Genomic DNA, 24,658 nt, shown 5'->3' with positions numbered 1-24,658 from the left:
GATTGCCCTTTCGCCTGGCTGTCCCTACATCGCGCGCCCATGACCCAGCCGCTGACATTTGCCGTGCCCAAGGGGCGTATTCTCGACGAGGCCTTGCCTGTGATGGCGCGCGGCGGCGTCGTGCCTGAAAGCGCCTTCCACGACAAGATGGACCGCTCGCTGAGTTTTGCCAGCGAAGATGGCGCCATGCGCATCATCCGCGTGCGCGCTTTCGACGTGGCGACCTTCGTGGCCTTCGGCGCGGCGCAGGTGGGCATTGTCGGCTCCGACGTGATCGAGGAGTTTGACTATTCGGAGCTTTATGCCCCGGTCGATCTCGGCATCGGGGCCTGCCGCCTCTCGGTGGCAGAGCCGGCTGAGGCGAACGACTATTCCGCCGGCATCGCCAGCCACATGCGCGTGGCGACCAAGTATCCTAACATCACCAGCCGCTGGTTCGAGCAGCAGGGCGTGCAGGCTGAGTGCGTGAAGCTGAACGGCGCGATGGAACTGGCGCCTTCGCTGGGGCTTGCGGGCCGGATCGTCGATCTGGTCTCCACCGGCAGCACGCTGAAGTCGAACGGACTGGTCGAGAAAGAAACGATCATGCAGATTTCGGCGCGCCTGATCGTCAACCGCGCCGCGCTGAAGACCGACCCGCGCGTGAGCGAACTGGTTGAGCGGTTCCGCAAGGTGGCTGCGGAAAGCTGATGCAGCGACTTTCCACCAGCGATCCCGATTTCGAGGGGAAGTTCGCCGCCATCGTCGATGACCGGCGTGAAAGCGATGCGGGCGTGTCGGACAAGGTCGCACAGATTCTCGCCGATGTGCGCCAGCGCGGCGACGCGGCGGTGCGCGAGCTGACCGAAACTTACGACCGCCACCAGCTCGACTGGCGCATTCCCGCCGCCGACTGCGAAGCGGCCTTTGCCGCGCTCGCCCCGGAGGCGCGCGACGCGCTTACACTCGCGGCGGACCGCATCCGCGCTTACCACAAGGCGCAACTGCCCGAAGATCGGGACTATCGCGACGAAGCGGGCGTTCGGCTTGGCGCGCGCTGGAGCGCGGTCGATGCGGCGGGGCTCTATGTTCCGGGCGGCAATGCAGCCTATCCATCCAGCCTGCTGATGAACGCGATTCCCGCCAAGGTCGCGGGGGTCGAGCGGGTGGTCGTCGCCACCCCCACACCCGATGGCGTGGCCAACCCGCTGGTGCTGGCCGCGGCGCACCTGTGCGAGGTCGACGAGGTGTGGCGGATCGGCGGCGCGCAGGCGATTGCCGCGCTCGCCTATGGCACCGACACCATCTCCCGCGTTGACGTGATTACAGGCCCCGGCAACGCCTGGGTCGCCGAGGCCAAGCGCCAACTTTATGGCGTGGTCGGCATCGACATGGTGGCCGGGCCCAGCGAAATTCTGGTGATTGCCGATGGCAGGTCCAACCCTGCCTGGATCGCCGCCGACTTGCTGAGCCAGGCGGAACACGATCCCGTCTCGCAATCGATCCTTATCACCGACGATAGCGGCTTTGCCGACAAGGTTGAGGCCGAGGTCGAAGTGTTGCTGGGCAAGCTCGCCACGGGTGAGCGGGCGCGGCTGAGCTGGGGCAACTATGGCGTGGTAATCGTCGCGAGCGATCTTGCCGCCGAGGCCCCGGCGCTCGCGAACCGCCTTGCCGCCGAGCATGTCGAGATCAGCACCGACGATCCCGAAGTTATTTTCGATAACCTGCGCCATGCAGGCAGCGTGTTCCTTGGCCGCCACACCCCCGAGGCCATCGGGGACTATGTCGCCGGGCCGAACCATGTGCTGCCGACCGGCCGCCGCGCGCGCTTCGCCAGCGGCTTGTCAGTACTCGATTTCATGAAGCGCACGAGCTTCATTTCGCTGAACGAAGAGGCGCTTGGCGCGATCGGCCCCGCCGCCGTGACGCTCGCCGAAATCGAGGGCCTTCCGGCCCATGGCGAAAGCGTAAAGGTCCGTTTATAATGAGCAAATCCAAACGTTCGAGCACGCGTTCAGCCGCGCGCCTGGCTGCCGTTCAGGCGCTTTACCAGCGCCAGATGGAAGGCACTCAGCTCCACCGCCTGCTGGACGAATTCCACCAGCACCGGCTCGGCAAGGAGATCGAGGACGATCAGTACGCCGAGGCCGATGTGCCGTTCTTCGACGATGTGGTGAGCGGCTATGCCGCGCGCGAGGAAGAGATCGACGCGCTGCTGGTGAGCAAGCTTGCCGAGGGCTGGACCTTGGCGCGGCTCGACAAGACCATGCTGCAAATCCTGCGCTGCGGGGCCTATGAGCTTGTCGCCCGGGCGGACATCTCCACCGGCACCGCGATCAGCGAATATGTCGATGTGGCCAAGGCTTTCTTCGACGACCGCGAGGCGAAGTTCGTGAACGGCGTGCTTGACGCCGTAGCGAAAGAGGTGCGCAGCTGATCAGCTGTCACCCCGGCCTTGTTCCGGGGCAGGGCTTGGGTTTGATGTCGGAGAAGTGAAAACCTGATCCCGGATCGAGTCCGGGATGACGAAAGGTACAAATTGCACGAATCCGCCTTCATCGAAGCCTTGCGCCTGCTCCCCACGCACCCCGCCGCGCGCGGGCTGGCTGATGACTGCGCGGTGCTCGACCTCGGCAGCGAAACGCTGATCCTCACGCACGACATGCTGGTCGAAGGCACGCACTATTTGCCGCAAGCCGATATGGCCGATGTCGCGTGGAAGCTCGTCACCACCAACCTTTCCGACCTTGCCGCCAAGGGGGCCGAGCCAGTGGGCGTCCTCATCGGCCATATGCTCGGCCGCGACGACGAGCGCTTCGTGACTGGCCTCGCCAAGGTGCTCGCGCATTACGACGTGCCGCTGCTTGGCGGCGATACGGTTGCGGGCAATGGAACGCGCACCCACGGCCTCACCGCCATCGGACGGGCGACCTGTACGCCCGTCCCCTCGCGCAGCGACGCGCAGCCGGGCGACGGGCTGTGGCTGGTCGGCGAAGTCGGCGCGGCGATGCTCGGGTTCGAGGCGCTGCGCGATGGCACAGGGGGCGACCACAGCGCCTATTCGCGCCCGACAGCCCTCATCAAGGAAGGCCGCGCGCTTGCCCCTCTCGCCCACGCGATGATGGACGTATCCGACGGCCTTCTGCTCGATGCCTTCCGCATGGCCGAGGCATCGCAGGTCACGCTCGCCATCGAAGGCGCACAAGTGCCCGTCGCCGCGCCCGAGCGACGTCTCGAATGCCTCACGTGGGGCGACGATTATGCCCTGCTTGCCGCCCTGCCCGAGGACACCGAGCCGCCCTGCCCCGCCGCGCGCATCGGCACCGTGGAGCCGCGCGGCTCTGCGCCGATGTTCCTCGATAGCGAGCCGGTGCTTAATGCCGCAGGGCTCGGCTACAGCCATTGATTCGCAGCCTAAGTGTCAAGGCACCTTGCTCAAAGATGAACATGTGTTAGCCATAAGCACTTGCGGACCCGGAAAAATACCGGGCCGCGTTCACATGGGAAGAGGACAGTTGGGCTATGGACCTTACACTTGTCGCTATCATCCTGGGGCTGCTCGCCGTTGTTTACGGCTTCGTGACCAGTCGCCAGGTTCTCGGCTCTGATGCCGGCAACGCCAAAATGCAGGAAATCGCCGCGGCCATTCAGGAAGGCGCGCAGGCCTATCTGAAACGCCAGTATACCACCATCGCCATTGTCGGCGTGGTCGTCGCCGTGCTGGTAGCCCTTTTCCTCGGCTTCGTGCCTGCCACAGGCTTCGTGCTTGGCGCGATCCTTTCGGGCGTGGCGGGCTACACCGGCATGGTGATTTCGGTTCGCGCCAATGTGCGCACCGCTGCCGCTGCCGAGAAGGGCCTGCAACAGGGGCTCACCCTCGCCTTCCGTTCGGGCGCGATCACCGGGCTGCTGGTGGCGGGCCTTGCCCTGCTGGCGATAGCCGGTTTCTACTACTACCTCACCGCCATCGCCGGGCATGGCGTGGGCGGCGCTGACCGCACCGTGGTCGATGGCCTTGTCGGCCTCGCCTTCGGTGCTTCGCTGATCTCGATCTTCGCGCGGCTCGGCGGCGGTATCTTCACCAAGGCTGCCGACGTCGGCGCTGACCTCGTCGGCAAGGTCGAGGCAGGCATTCCCGAAGACGATCCGCGCAACCCTGCCGTCATCGCCGACAACGTGGGCGACAACGTGGGTGACTGCGCGGGCATGGCCGCCGACCTGTTCGAAACCTATGTCGTCACCGTGGGCGCCACTATGGTGCTGACCGCGCTGCTGCTGAAATCGGCGGGTGACGTGCTCGCCCCGCTGATGGCGCTGCCGCTGCTGATCGGCGGTGCGTGCATCGTCACCTCGATCATCGGCACCTATTTCGTGCGGCTGGGTGGCGGCACCAACGTGATGGGGGCGATGTACAAGGGCTTCCTCGTCTCGGCGGTGCTGGCGATCCCGGCGATCTGGTTCGCGACCGACTATGCCATCGGCATCGACACCGTGATCGGCGGCGCGGTTAGCGGCGTCGACCCCGGCGCACCGCTGGCCGAGGAAGGCCTGTCCGAACAGGTCGCGGCCTTTACCGGATGGGACCTGTTCTATTGCTCGCTGCTGGGCCTTGCCATCACCGGCCTGATCATCTGGATCACCGAGTATTACACCGGCACCAACTATCGCCCGGTACGCTCGATCGCCAAGGCTTCGGAAACGGGGCACGGCACCAATGTGATCCAGGGGCTGGCGATCTCGCTTGAGGCCACTGCCCTGCCGACAATCGTGATCGTGGCGGGCATCATCATCGCTTATCAGTTCGCCGGACTTATGGGCATCGCCTATTCGGCTACCGCGATGCTGGCGCTGGCGGGCATGGTCGTGGCGCTCGATGCCTATGGCCCTGTGACCGACAATGCAGGCGGCATTGCCGAAATGGCGGGCCTCGACGAGTCTGTTCGCGAGAAGACCGATTTGCTCGACGCGGTGGGCAACACCACCAAGGCCGTGACCAAGGGTTATGCCATCGGTTCGGCAGGTCTGGCCGCGTTGGTGCTGTTTGCCGCTTACACCGCCGATCTCGCGGAGTTCTTCCCCACGCTGGACGTCGATTTCAGCCTTGAGAACCCTTACGTGATCGTCGGCCTGCTGCTCGGAGCGTTGCTGCCCTATCTGTTCGGCGCCATGGGAATGACCGCCGTGGGCCGCGCCGCGGGCGACGTGGTGAAGGACGTGCGCGATCAGTTCGCAGGCGATCCGGGCATCATGGCGGGCACCTCCAAGCCCAATTATGCGCGCACGGTCGATCTCGTCACCAAGGCCGCGATCAAGGAGATGATCGTGCCCTCGCTGTTGCCGGTGCTGGCGCCGATCGTGGTCTATTTCGTGATCACGCTGGTGGCGGGCCAGCAGAACGGCTTTGCTGCGCTTGGCGCGCTGTTGCTTGGCGTGATCGTGGGCGGGCTGTTCGTGGCACTTTCGATGACCGCCGGTGGCGGCGCATGGGATAACGCCAAGAAATATATCGAGGACGGCAACCACGGCGGCAAAGGCTCCGACGCGCATCACGCCGCAGTGACGGGGGACACGGTCGGCGATCCCTACAAGGACACCGCCGGCCCGGCCGTCAATCCGATGATCAAGATCACCAATATCGTGGCGCTGCTGCTGCTGGCCGCACTCGCCGGATAAGGCCCACTCCAAAATCGGAGGGTCGCACGAGGCCCGCCTGCAGTCTCGGCCGCGAGAAGCTGCGGGCGGGCCTCACTCATTTCATGCGATTAACTGTTCCTTGGCGGCCAGTGGGTTATAACATAAGTCGGTGCAGAGGGGCTGCATCGGCACGAAGGTTGACCCAAGCATTTGCACAAGGCCGGACCCTTGAACGCATTGCCCGCCACACACACCGGCGTCTTCCCCGCTGGCGAAGGTGCACGCCTGTGGGCGGGCGACTGGCGCAAACGCGACAATGCGGCGGACATTCGCGCCTGGGATGCCCTCGCCAAAACCGCCAGCGAGCCCAATCCGTTTTTCGAAAGCTGGTATTTGCTCCCCTCGCTGCGCGCGCTCGATCCGCACGGCAGCGTGCGGCTGGCCGTGCTGGAGGCATCGGGCCGGTGGTTGGGGGTGATCCCGCTCAGGTGGGAACCATATTACTACAGCAAGCCGCTGCCGCACTGGCGGGTGTGGTGCCATGAGAACACCTTCTTAGGCCAACCGCTGATCGCGCGCGGCTTCGAACAGGCATTCTGGCACGCGCTGCTCCGCTGGCTTGACCGCCACGCCCTGTTCGCACTGTTCGCGCATCTACCGCAAATGGGCACCAATGGCCCGGTTCATCACGCTCTCGCTGCCGAACTGACCGCTCACCCCCGGCCCGCAGGCACCGTGCTGGAGACAGAACGCGCCCTGCTCGCCACTGAGCTTTCCGCCGAGGACTATCTCGAAGCCTCGCTTTCGACCAAGAAGCGCAAGGAATTGCGCCGCCAGCATCGCCGACTTGGCGAAGAAGGCGCGCTGTCTGTCGACCGGTGCGAAGGCGCGGAAAACATCGCTAGCTGGACCGAGGAGTTTCTCACGCTCGAAGCCTCCGGCTGGAAGGGCCGCGCCGCCTCGGCCCTCGCCAGCGCCCGCCCCACGGCCGCGCTGTTCCGCGAGGCCTTGGCAGAGGCCGCCGCGCTCGCCCGGCTCGAACGGCTCGCAATCCGGGTCGATGGAAAACCCATCGCCATGCTCGCCACCTTTACCGCCCCGCCCGGCGCTTTCTCGTACAAGACGGCCTTTGCCGAAGACTACGCTCGCTTTTCGCCCGGTGTGCTGTTGCAGCGCGAGGCGCTGGCGCTGGTGGAGCGCGAGGGCATCGGCTGGATCGACAGCTGCGCTGGGGCCGACCACCCGATGATCGACCACTTCTGGCGCGAACGGCGCCGGATCGCGCATCACTCCATCGCCATCGGCGGCAGCGCGCGGCGCGCCCTGTTCGCCTGTCTCAACCACTTGGAAACAGGCCGCGCGCCCAGAGGCATTGCATGACCGACCGATCCGTCACCGCCACTCACAAGGTCTTCCCGCCGCGGGCGCGGGCGAACTTTTCCGCCTCCTATCCAGAAGGCCCGCACAAACTTGAACATACGCTCGGCCAGCACCCGCTGCTGGAGCTTGAGGCGCTGGCCCGGATGGCCGAAGCGCTGCCCGAGCACAGCATCGAATATAACCGCGGCGACCTTCCGCTCGGCGTAGACGGCAAGCCCGGCGCGACCGGGCTTTCGATCGGCGAGACGATCCGCAACATCGAAACCGCCAACAGTTGGGCCGTGCTCAAGAACATCGAGCAGGTTCCAGCCTATGCCGAGCTGCTGAACGACTTGCTGGACGAGATCGAAGCGTCGATCCGCCAGCGCACAGGCAAGATGCTCAAACGGCAGGGCTTTATCTTCGTGTCGAGCGCCAATGCGGTGACGCCCTATCACTTCGATCCCGAGCACAACATCCTGCTGCAACTGCGCGGGACCAAGGAGATGACGGTTTTTCCCGCAGGCGACGCGCGCTTTGCCCCAGACGAGGTGCATGAGGCCTATCACACCGGCGGCCCGCGCGAGCTGCGTTGGAACGAGGGCTTCCTTTCCGCAAGCAACACCTTTCGCCTCGCCCGCGGAGAAGCGATTTTCGTGCCGGTGATGGCGCCGCATTTCGTGCGCAATCTGAACGCGGTGTCGCTGTCGCTCTCGATCACCTGGCGCTCCGATTGGAGCTTCGCCGAATCGGATGCGCGCGCTTTGAACAAGTTGCTACGCTCTATGGGGCTGCGTCCGTCGGCGCCCCGGCGGTGGCCCGCGCAGAACCGGGCCAAGTCGCTGGCATGGCGGGTTTTGCGCCGAATGCCGGGCATTTCTTGACTGATCGCTTTGCGCGGGCCATGTCGCCAGCAATGCCGCAGGATTTCCCTTCCGCTCCCACACCAGAGCAGTTGGTCGCTGACCTTGTGCTGCTGCTTAATCTTGAAACGCGCGGCGGTGATCGCTGGATCGGTCGGCGTCGCGAGCTGGGAACAGGCCGGGTGTTCGGCGGCCAGGCCATCGCCCAAGCGCTGAGCGCAGCGCGCCGCACCATCGAGGATGACCGCGAGGTCCATTCGCTCCACGCCTACTTCCTGCGCCCCGGCAGCGATGACCTGCCGATCGAATATCGGGTCAAGCGCGATCTCGACGGGCGCAGCTTTTCCAATCGCCGCGTTGTGGCGAGCCAGGACGGGGTGCCGATTCTCAATCTGGTCGCCTCGTTCCAGCGCCAGAGCGACGGGGCCAGCCACCAGTTCCGCGAGATGCCGCAAGTGCCTCCGCCCGAAGAGCTGGTGTCCGACGCCAAGCTTGGCCGCGCCGCTGCCGAGCAGATGCCCGACTCGACGCTGAAGACGCTGCTGATGCGGCCGCAGCCGATTGATTTCCGCTCGGTCGAACCACGCGATTGGCTGCACCCGAAACCGCGAGAGCCGATTTCCCACGTGTGGTTCCGCGTGGTTGCACCGCTACCGCCGATCGCCGCGCTGCACCGGGCGGTGCTCGCCTTCGTCTCGGACTTCCAGCTGCTCGCCACAGCGCTTCAGCCGCATGGGAAGAGCTTTCTGCGCAACGAGGTGAAAGGCGCCAGTCTCGACCACGCGCTGTGGTTCCACGACGATTTCTCGGTCGACGAATGGCTGCTTTACGTCACCGAAAGCCCGTGGTCAGGCCGTGGGCGCGGGTTCGGCCGGGGCGAGGTATTCACCCGCGATGGCCGGCTGGTGGCCAGTGTGGCGCAAGAAGGCATGTTGCGCCTGCTCGACTGATTGCGCCGTTACCGGCACCGCAGGCCCACCTAATGGGCCAGCAGCAACGGCAGTTTCGGATCGCGCAGCATCCCGGCAGTTACTCCGCCGAACAGCGTCTCGATCATCCGGGGCTTGCCATAGGCCCCCATGGCGACCAGCCCCGCGCCGCGCGATTGCGCGACTTCGTTGAGCACTTCGGCCACCTTGTGCTGGCCCTGCTGAACTTCGACCACTTCGCAGGCCACCCCATGCCGATCGAGATAGCGTGCGCCCGCCAGCGCCGGAAGCTCGCCAGCCTCCGCAGCAGCAGGCGATGTCACGGACACGAGCGTGACCGACTCGGCCGCCTTGAGCAGCGGCAAAGCCGCCTTCAACGCACGCGATGCTTCAAGCGAGCCGTTCCAGGCCACCACCGCAGGAGCGCCGGGCAACATTGTGCTGCGGCCATCGGAGACGACCAGGATCGGCGCCCGGCAATGCACCGCGAGAATGCCCGCCAGCGGCGAGAGGCCGACTGCGTCTCCCTCTATCGGCCCCGTGCCGATGATCGCCAGATCGGCCAGCGCCGCATATTCCAGCAGGCTGGCTTCGGCGATGCCGACCGCGTCGGCCCAGTCCCACCGCACGTCTTCCGCCTGCAAGCGCGGCTCGATCTTCTGGCGGAACTCCGCCGCCTGCTCACGCACGTAGGTCGCTGTCTCGGCGGCGAAAATGCCGAAGGCATCGCCCGGTAAGGCAACGTTGAAGGCAATCGGCTGAAGCACGGTGAGGTGGGCATCGAAAGCACGCGCAAGATCGAGCGCGACCTGTAGCCGCGCCTCGAAACCGGCATCGTTGTGGGCGTGAAGCAGCAGCGAACGCATGGGGCTATCTCCTTTGGCGTCACTCTTGTCAGGTCCGGCCCTCCCCTACCTTGACCTCGCGCAACAATCAGCCGCCCGCATGATAAAAGTCATAGATCTTGCGCGCCACACTTTCGCTGACGCCGGGCGCTCGCTTGAGATCGTCCAGTGCCGCCGCGCGGACTTTGCTCGCGGTGCCGAAGTGCAGCAGCAGCGCGCGCTTGCGGGCCGGGCCGATGCCGGGAATTTCGTCCAAGGGCGAGGCGGAAATGGCGCGGCTGCGCTTGTCGCGGTGCGCGCCGATCACATAGCGGTGGACCTCATCGCGCAGCCGCTGCAGGTAGAACAGCACCGGCGAATTGACGGGGAGCATCTTCTCGCGCCCATCGGGAAAATGGAACACCTCGCGCCCCTCGCGCCCATGGTGCGGCCCCTTGGCGATGGCGATGAGGTTCACGTCCTCCACGCCCAGTTCCTCCAGCGCGTCCTTCACCGTGCTCATCTGGCCCTTACCGCCGTCGATCAGCACGAGATCGGGCCACATGCCGCCTTCGCGGTCGGGGTCTTCCTGCATGGCGCGGCCGAACCGGCGGGTCATCACCTCGCGCATCATCGCAAAGTCGTCGTTCGACTGCGCCTCGCGGATGTTGAACTTGCGGTACTGGTTTTTCACGAAGCCTTCCGGCCCGGCAACGATCATCGCGCCGACCGCCTTGGTGCCCTGAATATGGCTGTTGTCATAGACCTCGACCCGCTGCGGAACCTCGGCCAGTTCGAGGAATTCGGCCATTTCGCGCTGGATTTTCGCCTGCGTTCCCGTCTCGGCCAGCCGCCGGTCAAGCGCCTCTGCGGCATTGCGGCTCGCCTGCTCCATCAGGCGGCGACGGTCGCCGCGCTGGGGGACCGAAATCTCGACCTTGCGCTCCGCCAGCGCGGCGAAGGCTTCTTCGATCAACGCGCGTTCGGGCAGTTCGCGGTCGACCAGAATGGTGGGCGGTGGCGGCACTTCTTCGTAGAACTGCGCCAGCACACGCGCGAGTACCTCGGCCTCCTCCACCTCGGTGATGTGGCGAGGGAAGAAGGCGCGATGGCCCCAGTTCTGCCCGCCGCGCACGAAGAAACCCTGCACCGCGATCTGTCCGCCCTTGGCCGCCAGCGCGAAGACATCGGCATCGCCCACCCCTTGCGCGTTGACCGCCTGCGAGCCCTGAATGAAGGTCGCCGCGCGCAGCCGGTCGCGCAGCAGGGCGGCGGTCTCGAAGTCGAGCTTTTCCGCCGCCTCGGCCATCTGCGCCTCGATCCGCGCCTGCACGGCGGACGACTTGCCACCGAGGAAGTCCTTCGCTTCGCGCACCAGTTCGGCATAGCCCGCCTCGTCGATCCGCCCCACGCAGGGGGCCGAGCAGCGTTTGATCTGGTAAAGCAGGCAAGGCCGGTCGCGGCGGGAGAAGAAGCTGTCGGTGCAGCTCCGCAGCAGAAACAGTTTTTGCAGCGCATTGATCGTGGTGTTGACCGAACCGGCGCTGGCGAAAGGTCCGAAATAGCTGCCCTTGTGCCGCCGCGCGCCGCGGTGCTTCATGATCCGCGGATAGTCGTGCCCCTCGCGCAGCAGGATGAAGGGGAAGCTTTTGTCATCGCGCAGCAGCACGTTGAACGGCGGGCGAAAGCGCTTGATGAACTGCGCTTCGAGCAGCAGCGCCTCGGCCTCGGAATTGGTGGTGACGATTTCCATCGCGCGGGTCTGGCTGATCATCCGCTGGAGCCGGTTGGTCAGGCCCTTCAGTTGCAGATAGTTCGCCACCCGCGCCTTGAGGCTGCGCGCCTTGCCGACATAGAGCACCTCGCCCTTGGCATCGAGCATCCGGTACACGCCCGGCTTGGGCTTGAGCGTGCGCTGCACCTCGCGGATCGCGGCGAGCCCCGCCTCCAAATCAGGCTGCGCGCCCTTCACCGTCGCGGCGGCACGCTCTTCGTTGAAACGCGACGCGCCACGCGGATCGTGGGGTCGTCCTGCCTTTCCGTCACTCATGCGGCCCGAGATAGGCAGTGCGCACGCCCTTGCCAATCGGACGCACGGCGCTAACCCCCGGCGCGATGGAGCACTATGACGTAATCATTCTGGGCGGCGGCGCGGCGGGGCTGTTCTGTGCCGCGCTGGCGGGACAACGCGGCAAGCGTGTCTGCGTGCTCGAAAAGGCCAACGAGCCGGGGAAGAAGATCCTGATTTCGGGCGGCGGGCGGTGCAATTTCACCAACATCGGCGCCGGCCCTGCCAACTATCTTTCGGCCAATCGCCACTTCGCCAAGAGCGCGCTCGCCCGCTACACCTCGCGCGACTTTCTCGATTTGGTGGAGAGCTACGGCATCGCCTGGCACGAGAAGACGCTCGGTCAGCTGTTTTGCGACGGTTCGGCGCGGCAGATCGTGGATATGCTGCTGGACGAATGCGCGAAAGGCGATGGGGCGGTGAAATGCGGGCAGGAAGTGCGCGCGGTGGCCCATGCCGATGGCCGCTTCACGGTGACGACGCAGGACGGCGAGTATTCGGCGCAAAGCCTCGTGATCGCCACCGGCGGTCCGTCGATTCCGAAGATGGGCGCGACAAGCTTCGCTTATGATCTGGCGCGGCAGTTCGGCCTCAAGGTGGTAGAGCCGCGCCCTGCCCTCGTGCCGCTCACGCTGGGCGGGGATGATCTGCTGTTTCGCGAATTGTCGGGTGTGTCCGCTCCGGTTGAAGCCACCTGCGAGAAGGCCGCGTTCCGCGAGGCCGCGCTGTTCACGCACCGGGGGCTTTCCGGCCCGGCGATCCTGCAGGTCAGCTCCTACTGGTATCCGGGCAACCCCATCGCGATCGACTTCCTGCCCGACCTCCCGCGCGGCTGGCTCACCGAGGCCAAGCGCGCCGAGCCCAGTCTCACCTTCGCCGCACTGCTGCGCCGCCACCTGCCAGCCCGGCTGGCCGATGCGCTGGGCGAAAAGCTCGCCTTGGCGGGCGATCTCGGCAACCTGCCCGACCGTAAGCTGGCCGATGCCGAAGCGCGGCTGGCGCGCTGGACTTTCCGCCCCAACGGCAGCGAAGGCTTCGCCAAGGCCGAGGTGACGGTCGGCGGCATTTCCACCGCCGAGCTATCCAGCCAGTCGATGGAGGCCAAGGCAGCGCCCGGCCTATATGCCATCGGCGAGGCGGTGGATGTAACCGGCTGGCTCGGAGGCTACAACTTCCAATGGGCCTGGGCGAGCGCGCACGCGGCGGCGCAGGCGCTCTAACCCCTCAGAACAGCTTGCGGAACTCGATCTCGAAGCTGCGTCCCACCGGGTCGATCAGCAGCGGCTGATAGCGCAGCGGCACCTCGCCGTTGCTGTCAGTCACCCGCTGGCGCGCATCGAACAGGTTATCCACCCCGATGCCGACCCGCGCATTTTCGAGGAATGGCGCGGCTGCGACCAGCTTCTCCTGCGCACCCAGATCGGCAAAGGCGCGGAAGTTGATCGTCAGCAGGTCGCTGAAATAGAGGTCGGTGCTGCCGGGCAGTCCCGAACCATCGAGCCGTGTGGCGCTGGCGTAGTTCCAGAAAGTGATGAGACCGAAGCCCTCGTAGAACGCGCCCGAACGCAGATTGACCGTATGTGCCGCCTGACCGCCGCCAGCAATCGCATCGCCGTCGAGCAGGTCGAGCACGGGCACACCCGGCGCGATCAGCACCGTGTTGGCAAGGTCATACTGGTAATTCACGTTGAAGAACCAGCGCCCGCCGCCATCGCCGCCGCCGCGAGGACCGAAACCTCGGCCTCCACCAGAGCCGCGCGCCTGCGCGCCTCCAGGACCGTCACCGCTGCACATCCGCTCGCGCATCTGCGCGAAGCGTTCCGGATCGACCTTTCCGTCCTCTCCGGCGAGGCGCTGGAGCATCTGCGGCGGAATCGCCAGCGGCTGGCCATCGGGCCCGGCAGGCATGGCCTCGCCCGCCGCCGATGCGGCCAGTGCGCGATTGAGCAGCGCGAGCATGTCGGCAGGTTCGGCTGCGCAGAATTGCTTGCGCAAAGCGGCGAAGCGCTCGGGATCGCCGCCGCCAATCGGGCCGCCCGCCATCCGCGCCGGACCATCCGCGCCGCCACGTCCAGGGCCGCCGTCCGATGCTTCAGGCTTGGCAAACTGGCCCGAGAAGTTCAGCCCGACCGCGATCCGCTCGACATCCTGCTCGGCAAAGGTCACCGGGCGCTGGTTGATGCTGACGATCTGGCCGCCCACGGGATCGCGCGTCACGCGGTCCGGAAAGGCGGCTTCGATTGCCGGGGTCAGCGTGGGGAAGCTGCCGCTGACGTTCTCAGAGTGGTTGCGGATATAGTCGACGGTCAGATTCGAACGGTCGAACACCGGCAAGTCCCATTGCAGGCCGACCTTCCAATCGCTCTGCGTTTGCTTGGCAAGGTTGGGATTGCCGCCGGAAAGTGTCGTGACGAGCACCGTCTCATCGCGCGAAAGGTCGTAGAACGGCACGTTGGGCGTGGCGATCTCGGGGCTGCCGAGTTCGCTCAGCGATGGCGCATCCTCGCGGTTGATGTAGCTGGCGTTGAGCGTCAGCTTGTCGGTCAGCCCCCAGGTCACGCCCGCCGTCCAGTTGGTGAGCGTGCCAAAGTCGGTGAGATCGTCCACCCCGGCGCTGAGGTTGAGGCTGATGTCGCCCACCGCTCCAAGAAAGTCCTCGTCGCGGCTGGTCAGCGGCACGCCGAGGTTGACGCCAGCCTGCAAACGCCCGCGGTTTAGGTCGGTCACCACGCCGGGGTTGCGCGTATCCTCGCTGTCGATCCCGTTCCAGCGGTAGCCGGTGGTCAGCGTGACCGAAAGATCGCCTGCCGGAAGATAGAGCGGCAGGCTCCGTGCCGTCAGCAGCGTATTGATAGTGTAGGTGTCGGTCAGCGCGGTTTCGCTGCCGGCAGGATCGAACAGGCCATCAAGATCGGCATCGAGCGGCAACGTGCCTGCGCTCGCGGCCTCCTCGATAGCGGCGGTCTCGACCCGCTGCCCGATCACGCTGCGGGCATGGGCGAAGGTGGCATCGGCGGTGCCGGTCATCTCCCAGTCGCCCAGCCCGAAGTTGAGTGTGGCCGCCCCTGAATAGGTCTCGGTCCGACGGTCGACCGTGATCGGGTTCGCGGCGTTGAACACGCGCCGTACGGTGTCGGTGCCATCGCTCAGCGTCACTTCGTCGAGGCCCTGAAGCCGCAGACTGTCCTCGCGCTCGAAAGTGCCGTTCACGCTTAGCGAAGCCCCCGCGCCGAGGCTTCTCGCCCAGTTGAGCGTTGCCTCAAGGTCGGCGCTGTCGGCGACGAGGCTGCGATAGTCGGCAGGGTCGGGATCGATAGCGAAGGTCGGCGTGCTGCTTTCGGCCTGCACCACACCGCGTTCGCCCTCGGTCAGCAGGCTCGAATTGTTCCATTCGAGGTTGAGGTTGAGGCGGCTCGGCCCGTCGATGCGGACATAGGTGCCTTCCACCTCCTGCGTCGAGTATCCGCCATCAAACGGCTGACCATATTCGACTTCGATCTCGCGGCTGGAGAAATTGTCCTTCAGGATGAAGTTCACCACGCGCTGGTTGGGCGCATAGCCATATTGCTGCGCCACTTCCTCACTAAACACCTCGACCTTCTCGATAGCTTCGGGCGGGAAACTGCGCAGCTCGCGGAACGAGGCGATGCGCACGCCGCCCACCAGAAACACCGGCCCGCCCCCGCCGCGCCCGCGGTTGCTCGATACGTCGGCGCCCAGCGCTTCGATCAGATCGGCGATCGACCCTGCGCCATAGGCGGCAATATCGGCGGCATCGAGTTCGAGGATCGGCGGCTGCGGCGCGTCGACCTCGCCGATAACCCGCGCCCCGCTGACGACGATGGTGTTTTCGTCATATGTAGGATCTTCGGGTTCGGGGCCGGATTCCGGCTGGTCGCCCGCCTGCGCGGAAGGCGCGCTCTCGGCGGCGAGCGGGAATACAGGCGCTGCGGCAAGGGCCACGGCCAGCGTAAGCAGGCTGACTTGATGGGACGACGACAAACTCACCTCACACGATTGAAATAATGTTTCCCATCCCCGAGCAAGCTATGTGGTGCGGTGCATCAGCACACAAGCAATGCTGGGTAATAAAGTGTCGCAATTGTATCGCGGATCGCGCAGAAGCTCCGCCGCTGTGCAGGAATGGCGCGCCATTAACCTGAGCCTCTTCCCTTTTGCCTGTTTGCAGTCTATGGCGCCGCCCACTCGCCTGACGAGTAAGAGAAAGCACCGGACGACATATGGCCAAAGAAGAACTCCTCGAAATGCGCGGCAAGGTGGTCGAACTGCTGCCTAACGCGATGTTCCGGGTGGAGCTCGAAAACGGTCACGAAGTGCTTGGCCACACCGCTGGCCGGATGCGCAAGAACCGCATTCGCGTGCTGGTCGGTGACGAGGTGCTGTGCGAGCTGACGCCTTACGACCTTACGAAGGCGCGCATTACCTATCGCTTCATGCCCGGTCGCGGCGGCCCGCCCGGCTACACCGGTTAAAGCGCGCGGTCATGGCCGCACACCTGTCAGACCTTCGCCTGATCCTCGCTTCGGCCAGCCCGCGGCGGCGCGATCTGCTTGCCCGGCTTGGCATTGCGCCCGATGCTGTTGCGCCCGCACAGATCGACGAGACCCCGCACAAGGACGAACTCCCCCGCCCCTACGCCGAACGCATGGCGCGCGAAAAGGCGCAGGCTGCGCACGATGGCAGCGGCTTCGTGCTCGCGGGCGATACGGTGGTTTCTTGCGGACGGCGCATCCTGCCCAAGGCTGAGGACGAGGCGACCGCGCGCAAGTGCCTGGCGCTGATCTCGGGCCGCCGCCACCGTGTGCTTTCCAGCGTGGCGCTGATGGCGCCCGATGGAACCTTGCGCGAACGGCTGAGCGAGACGCAGCTGAAGTTCAAGCGCCTGTCCGAAGAGGAGATCGAGGCCTACATCGCAAGCGGCGAATGGGAGGGCAAGGCGGGCGGCTATGCCATCCAGGGCCAGGCCGAGGCGCTGATCGAATGGATCAGGGGCAGCCATTCGGGCGTGATGGGCCTGCCGCTATACGAGACACGCGCGCTGCTCAAGGCCGCCGGGTTCGTCATTGGCTGAGTGGCTGATCGAGCGCGGAATTGGTGAAGACCGCGCATTGCTGGTCGACGGCGACCGGGCGCTGGCGGCAAAGATGCAATGGCCGGGTGAACTGGTGGCGGGCTCGGTAGTGTCCGCGAAACTTGTCGCCCGCGCGTCTGGCTCGAAGCGCGGCACCGCGCTTGCAGACAGCGGCACCGAGGTGCTGGTCGACCGTCTTCCGCCTGACGTCACCGAAGGCTCCACCTGCGACGTCCTGATAACCCGCGCCCGGATCGCAGAGCGTGGTCGCCTCAAGCGTGCGCAGGGGCGGCTCTATGACAGGCAAGCCATCAGCCCCTCACCCTTTACCGAGGGCCGCGAGGTGCATCGCTTCCCCACCGGCATGTGGGAAGACTTGTGGCACAATGCCTCTTCGGGCGAAATCGCCTTTCCTGGCGGCGCGCTGCTGTTCAGCGCCACCCCGGCGATGACGCTGGCAGACATCGACGGCGACCTGCCGCCGCGCGAACTGGCACTGGCTGCCATACCCGCCCTGGCGGAGGCGTTGCCGCTATTCGATCTCGGCGGCTCCATCGGGATCGATTTTCCCACCCTCGCCGCCAAGGCCGACCGCAAGGCTATCGACGAGGCGCTCGCGCAGGCTTTGGCACAGTGGCCGCACGAGCGCACCGCGATCAACGGATTCGGCTTCTTGCATATCGTGGCACGGCTCGAAGGCCCGTCGCTGCTGCACCGCTTCGCCACCAGCCGCACCGGCCTTGCCGCGCGCTACGCCATGCGCGTGGGCGAAAGAGCGGAAGGAACGGGCGCAATCCTGGCGCTGCGCGTCCACCCGGCGCTGAAAGCCAAGATAAAGCCGGAATGGCTGGATGAGCTGGCCCGCCGTACCGGCAAGCAGGTCCGCCTCGAAACCGATCCGGCCCTTGCGCTGGAGGCCCCGCAAGCCCAGCTACTCACATCATGACTGCAAGCACACGCCCCTGCCCGATCTGCAAGAAACCCCGTAGCGAGGAATTCTCGCCGTTCTGCTCCAGCCGCTGCCGCGACCGCGACCTCGCGCAGTGGTTCGGCGATGGCTATGCCGTGCCCGGCCCGCCGGCCGATCCTGAAGATATCGCCAAGGAAAGCTGATCCACACCGCTCCCCTTGGGGGGAGTGGTGCCCGGGGGCGGAGTCGAACCACCGACACGACGATTTTCAATCGTCTGCTCTACCACTGAGCTACCCAGGCATTGCTCCTGCGTCGGACATCTTCGAAGCGCCCGGCGAGCAAATTGGAAGCGGCCCTATGGCGAAGCTGCGCGAGCTTGGCAAGGCCCTTCCAACGCTTTTGTTGCCCTTATCGCAAATTTTCCCGAAGCCGGAACTGTGCGGGGGCTCGCCCATTGCCTCTGGCAAACCCTGCAAACGAAGGAAACACCATGGCTCGCGTTCTCGTGCTCTATTATTCGTCTTACGGCCACACCTCCCAGATGGCCGAGGCCATCGCTGACGGTGTGCGCGAAAGCGGTGCCGAATGCGACATTCGCCGCGTGCCCGAAACGGCCCCTACCGACATCGTCGAGAACTTCGGCTTTTCACATAACGAGAACCACCCGCTGATCGAAGGGCCGGACGCGCTCGCTAATTACGATGGCGTGGTGTTCGGCGCCCCCACCCGCTTTGGCCGACTGCCGAGCCAGATGGCGTCATTCCTCGACACCTGCGGCGGCATCTGGTCCTCGGGCGCGCTGATCGGCAAGCCCGGCGCGGCCTTCACCTCTTCGAACTCGCAGCACGGCGGACAGGAGACGACGCTGTTCTCGCTGATTACCAACATGCTGCACTTCGGCATGTCGATCATCGGGCTCGACTATGGCTTCGAAGGCCAGAACGGGGTCGACGAAGTCAAGGGCGGCGCTCCTTACGGCGCGACCACCATTGCCGGGCCGGACGGCGCGCGCCAGCCGAGCGAGACCGAGCTGGCCGGTGCCCGCTACCTCGGCAAGCGCGTTGGTGCGACGGCTGCCAAGCTCGCAAGCTAGACAGGACACCCATTAGACACCAAACTGTCGCCAAGTTGCCTTCGAACGGACCTCGGCGCGTCAAAATCACCCCTTAATTCAGGAGCACCAAGTCCTGAATGGGGGTGATAATGTCCAATAATTCAATCGGCTACAGTGACGGCGACGTCGATACCAACGAATCGAGTAACCGGTCGCTCAACGCCATCATCGACGAACGCTATTCGCGCCGGCAGACAATTTTCGGCGGGCTGCAAGCCAGCGCCTTCGCGGTATTCGGTAGCGCCCTGCTCTCGGCCTGCGACGACGACGATGCGCAGCAGGGTTCGGCCATCACCGTGAATGCAGGCGCAGATGCCGCCACCACGTCGGGCAACGCTGTTACCCTGCAGGGAAGCGTCACCGGTGGCACCGGCGGCAACAGCTGGTCGCAGGTCAGCGGGGAGGCGGTCGACCTGGTCATGATCGATCAGAACACGGTCACCTTCGTGGCCCCTGCCGTTGCCGAGGCCACCGCCCTTACCTTCCGCTTTTCGGCGGAGAACGGCCTCCAGAGCGATGAGACCGTTATCACCGTAAGCCCGGCCGCGCTGAACTTCGATGCGGTGCCCAAGAATCTCGACGATGTCGTCACCGTCCCCGCCGGCTATTCGGTGAGCGTGCTTACCGCGCTGGGCGATCCGATCATCGCAGGCACGCCTGCTTATGCCAACGACGGAACCGATACCGACTTCGCCTCGCGCATCGGCGACCATGGCGATGCCCTGCACTTCTTCGGCCTCAACGCCGCTGGCCAGCGTGACTACAGCGCCAGTGCGCGCGGTATTCTGGTGCAGAACCACGAGAACATCACCGAGACCTATCTGCACCCCAACGGTCCGACCAACCTTTCGGGCGGTCCGCGCCCCGCTGCGGAGGCGATTAAGGAGATCGAGTGCCACGGCCTCAGCTTCGTCGAAGTCAGCGACGATGGTAGCGGCGCCTGGTCCTATGTGCAGAACAGCGCCTTCAACCGCCGCGTGACCCCGAACACGGGCACCACCTTCAAGGGCCCGGTCGCCGGGACCGACTACCTGAAGACCAAGTTCTCGCCGTCGGGCACCTCCGGGCGCGGCACGATCAACAACTGCGCCAACGGCTATGCCGCCTGGGGCACGATCATGACCTGCGAAGAGAACTGGGCCGGCTACTTCAAGCGCCCCAGCTCGGGTGCTGAATCAGACGAAGCGAACCGCAGCGTGCGCGAGCGGACCGCGCTCGCCCGTTATGGCGTGCGCAGCACCACCGGCAACTATTCATGGTCAACCGCGACGCCCACTCAGGACATCTTCACCCGCTGGGACGCCCGCGCCGGAACCGGAGCTGCCACGCAAGACTATCGCAACGAGCCTAACCAGTTCGGCTGGGTGGTCGAAATCGATCCCTACAGCCCCGGCTCTACGCCGCGCAAGCGCACCGCGCTGGGCCGCTTCGGCCACGAAGGCGCGTGGATGGGCAAGCTGACACCGGGCAAGAAGGTGGCGGTCTACATGGGCGACGATTCGCGCCGCGAGTACCTCTACAAGTTCGTCTCGGCCAGTAACTGGGACGCGGCCGACGAGAATGCTTCCGACCGCCTCGCCGTGGGCGACAAGTATCTCGACAATGGCACACTCTATGTCGCCCGGTTCGACGCCAATGGCTCCGGCACGTGGCTGCCGCTGGTGTTCGGCCAGGTGCCCAACCGCCCGGCAACTGGCGGCTTTCCTGAGTATGTGTTCGAGAGCCAGGCGGACATCCTCGTCAACCCGCGCCTTGCGGCTGACGCGGTCGGCGCAACGCCGATGGATCGGCCCGAATGGACCGCGGTGAACCCAGTGACAGGCGAGGTCTATCTCACGCTCACCAACAACAATGCCGCGAACCGTCCGCTCAACGACACCGATGCGGCCAACCCGCGCCATTACAACGACCCGAAGGACGGCAAGGACCAGTACGGAAACCCCAACGGCCACATCATCCGCCTGCGCGAGGCGGGTGACGATGGCGCGGCCACCGGCTTCACTTGGGACATCTACCTGTTCGGTGCCGACTCGGCCGATGCCGACGCCGACATCAACATTTCGGGGCTGACCGCCGATAACGACTTCTCAAGCCCCGACGGCCTGTGGTTCTCGCGCGATCAGAACGCGGCCGGTCAGGTCAATCCTCTGTTGTGGATCCAGACCGACGATGGCGCGATGACCGATCGCTCCAACTGCATGATGCTGGCGGCGCTGCCGGGCCAGGTGGGCGATGGCGGCAATGTCACCATCACCAACATGGACGCGACCGGCGCGACCGCGCAGCAGACCACCATTGCCGGCGCCGATGCCACGGCGGCAACGCTCAAGCGCTTTCTGGTCGGGCCAAAACAGTGCGAGATTACCGGCGTCGATACGACGCCTGACGGACGGACGCTGTTCGTTGGCATCCAGCATCCGGGCGAAAACGGCACCTACGATGCACCGGGCAGCAACTGGCCGCAAAGCCAGAGCGGCACCACCTCGGGCCGGCCGCGCTCGGGCGTGGTGGTGATCACCCGCGATGCTGACGGGATCGTCGGCCTTTAGGCCCAACACCGACCAGTGAAAACGAAAACGGCGGGGAGCGATCCCCGCCGTTTTTCTTTGCGTCGAAGTCTGCCCGAAGCGGTCAGAAGTCGGCCTCGATCGCCACTCCCAGAACGCGTCCCTTGGCCATGGGCGAGAACGTACCCTGCGCCGGGCTCGGATCGAACGGCCGGTCGTTGCCATCGGAGAACGGCCCGCCTGAGAACGGCAGCCCGGCGTCGGCCCCGAACTGCACCTCGTCGAGCAGGTTGCGCCCGAACAGGCTCAACGTGATCCCGCAGCCGTGACAACCCAAAGCGAGCGATGCATCGACCCGGTTGGCGGCAGCGTTATAGCCAAAGTTGTTGTCCGAATAGGCGAACCGGTCGCGGCGCTGGAAGGTGGCGAAGGCACGCACAAACTTGTCGCCCCACAGGTCGGCTTCGTAGGAAAGGCTACCGCCGAAAGTCCAGCGCGGCGCGCGCGGCAGCTCGAGCGCGAGGTCGGCGGCGTCGATCACGCCATCGCCCGAGATGTCGTAGAACACGCGCTTGTATCCCGCATCGGTGAAGCCGACATTGGCGGCCAATTCGAAGCCGGGCGCAGCGCGGAAGGTTGCCTCCCCCTCAAATCCGGTGATGCGTGCATCAGCGGTGTTATAGACCGACTGCGCCAGGCCAGAGGTGGGGCTGCTCACCACGACTTCGCGCTGCATATTGTCGACCTCGCTGCGGAACACCGCACCTTGCAGGAAGATGGTGCGATCGGGCGATTGCCACTTTGCGCCAAGCTCGAAGGTATCGACCCGCTCCTCGTCATAGGCGGGCGAGCCGAGCGCGGCGGCCACCTCCTCGAACGAGGCCGGTTGGGTGATGCGAAAGTTGTAACCGCCGGAGCGATAGCCACGCGCCCAACTGGCGTAGATCTGCGCATCGTCGCTGGCGTCGTAGCTGGCAACCAGCCGCGGCGACCAGTTCTCCCACGCGCGCTTATCGGCAAAGCCGTTGTTCTCGCCGGGCACGCGCTCGCCGGTGATAGGACAGGTGCCCGCGATCACCGAACACTCTGCGCGCGGACGGACATAGGTCACCTGCGCATCCTTCACCTCGCGCGACGAGCGCAGGCCTGCGGTAAGCGTCAGCCGTTCGGTCACGTCGAAGCCCAGCTCGCCGAACAGGCCGAGGACATCGTGCGTCTGCTTGCCGCCGCCGAATTGCGGCGTGGCAAGGTTGCGGATCTCGTCATAACTGACATCCTGCGTGAACCAGTAGCCGCCGGTCGAGAGATGCCAACCCTCCTTGTCGAGCGAATAGAGCAGCTCGTTCGAGAACTGCTCCTGCGTGGTCAGCGTGTCCGAGGAGAAGATCGGATTGGGCGAGCTGTCGATGTCGTTTCGGGTAAACACATCGTAAGAGCGCCAACCGAAGATGTTGGTGAGCTTGCCCTCGCCCAGCTCCAACTCCGCGCGGGTGACTACGAAGCCCGTCTCGCTGTCGTGGCGGCCGCGCTCATCGATCGAAAGCCCGAACGAATCGCGCGCGAACAGCCCGTTGTTGTGCGCCGCCGCGCCTTCGCCGGTGACCTTGGTATATTCGCCCTTCGCGGTGAGCGTGAAGGTCGGGCTGAGCCGGGCCCGAATCGCTCCACGCAGAACGGTGGTTTCCGATGCGCCGAAGTCTGCGCCATCGAACTCATTCTTGAAATAGCCTGCGTCGTTGCTGTGCAGCGCGGCAAGGCGAATGGCCAAGGCATCCGAAAGAGGCCCCGAGACCACGCCGCGCGCGCTCCACATGCCCGAGCCGCGACCCGAATCGACAGGCCCTTCGTAAGCGAGGCGCGCACGGCCTTCCCACTCGTCGGTCGGCTCGCCCGTTTCGACCAGCACCGCGCCGCCGGTCACATTGCGCCCGAAGGCCACGCCCTGCGGCCCGCGCAGGATATCGACCCGCGCGATATCGACCGTATCGAACACCGCGCCCGCGTTGATCCCTAGGTAAACCCCGTCGACGATCAGGCCCACCGCCGGATCGACCGACACGATAGAGGAATTGATGCCAAGCCCGCGGATCGAGAAATTGGCCACGCCCTTGAACGTACCCACGGTATCGAGCGCAACGTTCGGTGCGGCATAAGAAAGCTGCGAGATGTCGGCGATGGCGCGGGCCTGAAGCTCGCCCTGGTCAATGGCGGTGACAGCGCCCGGAAAGTCGATCAGCGCGGTCTGCTCGTTCTTCACGGTGACCACGATGATATCGTCTCCGTCGCCTGTGTCGTCGCTCTGTGCCAACGCCGGTGCGGCAAACTGGCCGATAGAGAGAGCAGCCGCCATCGCGACCTTGCGTGAATATCTCATTGCTTACCCCCCTGATGGATCGCAGCCGCCTAGCCGCAAGGGAGCTAAGCCGCAATTGCCAGAGCGCCAAGCCGCGTGTATAGGGTGCCGCTTCGCGCCCCGGCTGATGCGGAGACACGAGGGTCTTCGTTCGCCGGGGCGCTCGCTTTTGTTCGCAGACATTGTTCTTCAACCACGAGGTTTGCCCATGTCCCGTCGCCGCCAGATCTACGAAGGCAAGGCCAAAATCCTCTATGAAGGCCCCGAACCGGGCACGCTGATCCAGTACTTCAAGGATGACGCCACCGCCTTCAACGCCGCCAAGAAGGGCACGATCAACGGCAAGGGTGTGATCAACAACCGCATCAGCGAGCACGTGTTCACGCGGTTGGCCCACATCGGCATTCCCACCCACTTCATCCGCCGCCTCAACATGCGCGAGCAGCTGGTGCGGCAGGTGGAGATCATTCCGCTCGAAGTGGTGGTGCGCAACGTGGCCGCCGGTTCGATCTCCAAGCGTCTGGGGATCGAAGAAGGCGAACCGCTGCCGCACACCTTGATCGAGTACTACTTGAAGAGCGACGAGCTGAACGACCCGATGGTCGCCGAAGAGCACATCGCCTGCTTCAACTGGGCTGGCCCCGAAGAGATGCAGGACATCGCCGCCATGGCGATCCGCGTGAACGACTTCATGTGCGGCATGTTCGCCGCGATCGGCATCCGTCTGGTCGACTTCAAACTGGAATTCGGCCGCATCTTCGATGGCGACTACAGCCGGGTGATCCTCGCCGACGAGATCAGCCCCGACAATTGCCGCCTGTGGGACTTCGAAACGAACGAGAAGCTCGACAAGGATCGCTTCCGCCGCGACATGGGCGGCGAGCAGGAAGCCTATCAGGAGGTCGCCCGCCGTCTTGGCCTGCTGCAGGACGACGACAACGGTCCGGGCGAAGTGGTCGATATGAACGCGATGCGCTCTCGGATGCGTCCGACACCGGGCAAGCCCAAGAAGTAAGCCGC

20 protein-coding genes and 1 tRNA gene are annotated in these 24,658 nt (G+C 65.2%); 16 read left to right on the top strand and 5 right to left on the bottom strand.

Going from position 1 to position 24,658, the window contains the following annotated elements; all coding sequences use genetic code 11:
* Nucleotides 1–39: 39 nt before the first annotated feature.
* From hisG to E0473_RS13855, 8 genes are all read left to right on the top strand, one after another.
* The gene (gene hisG / locus E0473_RS13890) at nt 40–690 is read left to right on the top strand and encodes an ATP phosphoribosyltransferase (protein WP_137681466.1); all 651 of its coding nucleotides are present in this window, start codon (nt 40–42) and stop codon (nt 688–690) included.
* Nucleotides 690–1,967, top strand: coding sequence for a histidinol dehydrogenase (hisD, locus tag E0473_RS13885; protein WP_137681465.1), 1,278 nt, complete (start codon nt 690–692; stop codon nt 1,965–1,967). Before hisG ends, hisD begins: the two co-directional genes overlap by 1 nt.
* A complete protein-coding gene (gene nusB, locus E0473_RS13880) occupies nt 1,967–2,419 on the top strand; it encodes a transcription antitermination factor NusB (protein ID WP_137681464.1) in 453 nt (150 codons plus the stop codon). Before hisD ends, nusB begins: the two co-directional genes overlap by 1 nt.
* Before the next feature lie 102 nt (nt 2,420–2,521).
* Nucleotides 2,522–3,388, top strand: coding sequence for a thiamine-phosphate kinase (thiL, locus tag E0473_RS13875; RefSeq protein WP_162848949.1), 867 nt, complete (start codon nt 2,522–2,524; stop codon nt 3,386–3,388).
* 116 nt (nt 3,389–3,504) lie between these two features.
* Nucleotides 3,505–5,655 carry a sodium-translocating pyrophosphatase gene (locus E0473_RS13870; RefSeq protein ID WP_137681463.1) on the top strand — a complete coding sequence of 717 codons (2,151 nt, stop codon included), beginning with the start codon at nt 3,505–3,507 and terminating at the stop codon, nt 5,653–5,655.
* Between the two features lie 189 nt (nt 5,656–5,844).
* Complete coding sequence (locus E0473_RS13865; protein ID WP_241657515.1) at nt 5,845–6,996, top strand: GNAT family N-acetyltransferase; 1,152 nt, start codon at nt 5,845–5,847, stop codon at nt 6,994–6,996.
* On the top strand, nt 6,993–7,859 hold the full coding sequence (locus E0473_RS13860; protein ID WP_137681462.1) for a cupin-like domain-containing protein: 867 nt from the start codon (nt 6,993–6,995) through the stop codon (nt 7,857–7,859). Before E0473_RS13865 ends, E0473_RS13860 begins: the two co-directional genes overlap by 4 nt.
* Nucleotides 7,860–7,891: 32 nt before the next feature.
* Nucleotides 7,892–8,788 (top strand): acyl-CoA thioesterase, encoded by an 897-nt coding sequence (locus tag E0473_RS13855; RefSeq protein ID WP_137681461.1) that lies wholly within the window; start codon nt 7,892–7,894, stop codon nt 8,786–8,788.
* Between the two features lie 29 nt (nt 8,789–8,817).
* Here the strand turns inward: E0473_RS13855 and E0473_RS13850 are convergent, their stop codons facing one another.
* Both E0473_RS13850 and uvrC read right to left on the bottom strand, forming a co-directional pair.
* Nucleotides 8,818–9,633: a universal stress protein gene (locus E0473_RS13850; protein ID WP_137681460.1), complete on the bottom strand. Its 816-nt coding sequence runs from the start codon at nt 9,631–9,633 to the stop codon at nt 8,818–8,820.
* 67 nt (nt 9,634–9,700) lie between these two features.
* A complete protein-coding gene (uvrC, locus tag E0473_RS13845) occupies nt 9,701–11,641 on the bottom strand; it encodes an excinuclease ABC subunit UvrC (RefSeq protein WP_137681459.1) in 1,941 nt (646 codons plus the stop codon).
* Between the two features lie 65 nt (nt 11,642–11,706).
* On the opposite strand from uvrC, the gene E0473_RS13840 reads away from it, so the two are divergent.
* The gene (locus E0473_RS13840) at nt 11,707–12,879 is read left to right on the top strand and encodes a BaiN/RdsA family NAD(P)/FAD-dependent oxidoreductase (protein ID WP_137681458.1); all 1,173 of its coding nucleotides are present in this window, start codon (nt 11,707–11,709) and stop codon (nt 12,877–12,879) included.
* Nucleotides 12,880–12,883: 4 nt separating this feature from the next.
* Here E0473_RS13840 and E0473_RS13835 read toward each other — a convergent pair whose 3' ends face one another.
* Nucleotides 12,884–15,667, bottom strand: a complete 2,784-nt coding sequence (locus tag E0473_RS13835; protein ID WP_241657514.1) for a porin family protein — start codon at nt 15,665–15,667, stop codon at nt 12,884–12,886.
* Between the two features lie 233 nt (nt 15,668–15,900).
* Between E0473_RS13835 and infA the strand changes: the two genes are divergently transcribed.
* The 4 genes from infA to E0473_RS13815 are packed head-to-tail and all read left to right on the top strand — an operon-like array spanning nt 15,901 to nt 17,864.
* Nucleotides 15,901–16,152, top strand: coding sequence for a translation initiation factor IF-1 (gene infA, locus E0473_RS13830; protein WP_119592050.1), 252 nt, complete (start codon nt 15,901–15,903; stop codon nt 16,150–16,152).
* Nucleotides 16,153–16,163: 11 nt separating this feature from the next.
* Nucleotides 16,164–16,751 carry a Maf family protein gene (locus E0473_RS13825; RefSeq protein WP_137681457.1) on the top strand — a complete coding sequence of 196 codons (588 nt, stop codon included), beginning with the start codon at nt 16,164–16,166 and terminating at the stop codon, nt 16,749–16,751.
* Nucleotides 16,744–17,697 (top strand): ribonuclease, encoded by a 954-nt coding sequence (locus tag E0473_RS13820; protein ID WP_137681456.1) that lies wholly within the window; start codon nt 16,744–16,746, stop codon nt 17,695–17,697. The genes E0473_RS13825 and E0473_RS13820 overlap by 8 nt, the downstream gene beginning before the upstream one ends.
* On the top strand, nt 17,694–17,864 hold the full coding sequence (locus tag E0473_RS13815) for a DNA gyrase inhibitor YacG (RefSeq protein WP_137681455.1): 171 nt from the start codon (nt 17,694–17,696) through the stop codon (nt 17,862–17,864). The genes E0473_RS13820 and E0473_RS13815 overlap by 4 nt, the downstream gene beginning before the upstream one ends.
* 25 nt (nt 17,865–17,889) lie before the next feature.
* Here E0473_RS13815 and E0473_RS13810 read toward each other — a convergent pair.
* Nucleotides 17,890–17,964 (bottom strand) — tRNA-Phe (locus E0473_RS13810).
* Between the two features lie 190 nt (nt 17,965–18,154).
* Here E0473_RS13810 and wrbA point away from each other — a divergent pair.
* Together wrbA and E0473_RS13800 are read left to right on the top strand one after the other, a co-directional pair.
* On the top strand, nt 18,155–18,757 hold the full coding sequence (gene wrbA / locus E0473_RS13805; protein WP_137681454.1) for an NAD(P)H:quinone oxidoreductase: 603 nt from the start codon (nt 18,155–18,157) through the stop codon (nt 18,755–18,757).
* Nucleotides 18,758–18,867: 110 nt separating this feature from the next.
* Entirely contained in the window at nt 18,868–21,327 is a 2,460-nt protein-coding gene (locus E0473_RS13800) for a PhoX family protein (protein ID WP_137681453.1), read from the top strand.
* Between the two features lie 82 nt (nt 21,328–21,409).
* Here the strand turns inward: E0473_RS13800 and E0473_RS13795 are convergent, their stop codons facing one another.
* Nucleotides 21,410–23,659 (bottom strand): TonB-dependent receptor, encoded by a 2,250-nt coding sequence (locus E0473_RS13795; RefSeq protein ID WP_137681452.1) that lies wholly within the window; start codon nt 23,657–23,659, stop codon nt 21,410–21,412.
* 187 nt (nt 23,660–23,846) lie between these two features.
* On the opposite strand from E0473_RS13795, the gene purC reads away from it, so the two are divergent.
* Nucleotides 23,847–24,653 (top strand): phosphoribosylaminoimidazolesuccinocarboxamide synthase, encoded by an 807-nt coding sequence (gene purC, locus E0473_RS13790; RefSeq protein WP_137681451.1) that lies wholly within the window; start codon nt 23,847–23,849, stop codon nt 24,651–24,653.
* The last annotated feature ends 5 nt before the right edge of the window (nt 24,654–24,658 follow it).

Origin of the sequence: Aurantiacibacter suaedae (assembly GCF_005434915.1) — a bacterium.
Classification (GTDB): Bacteria; Pseudomonadota; Alphaproteobacteria; order Sphingomonadales; family Sphingomonadaceae; genus Alteraurantiacibacter; species Alteraurantiacibacter suaedae.
The sequence above is the reverse complement of the archived record's forward strand: the minus strand, read 5'-3'. Positions and strand labels throughout refer to the sequence as shown.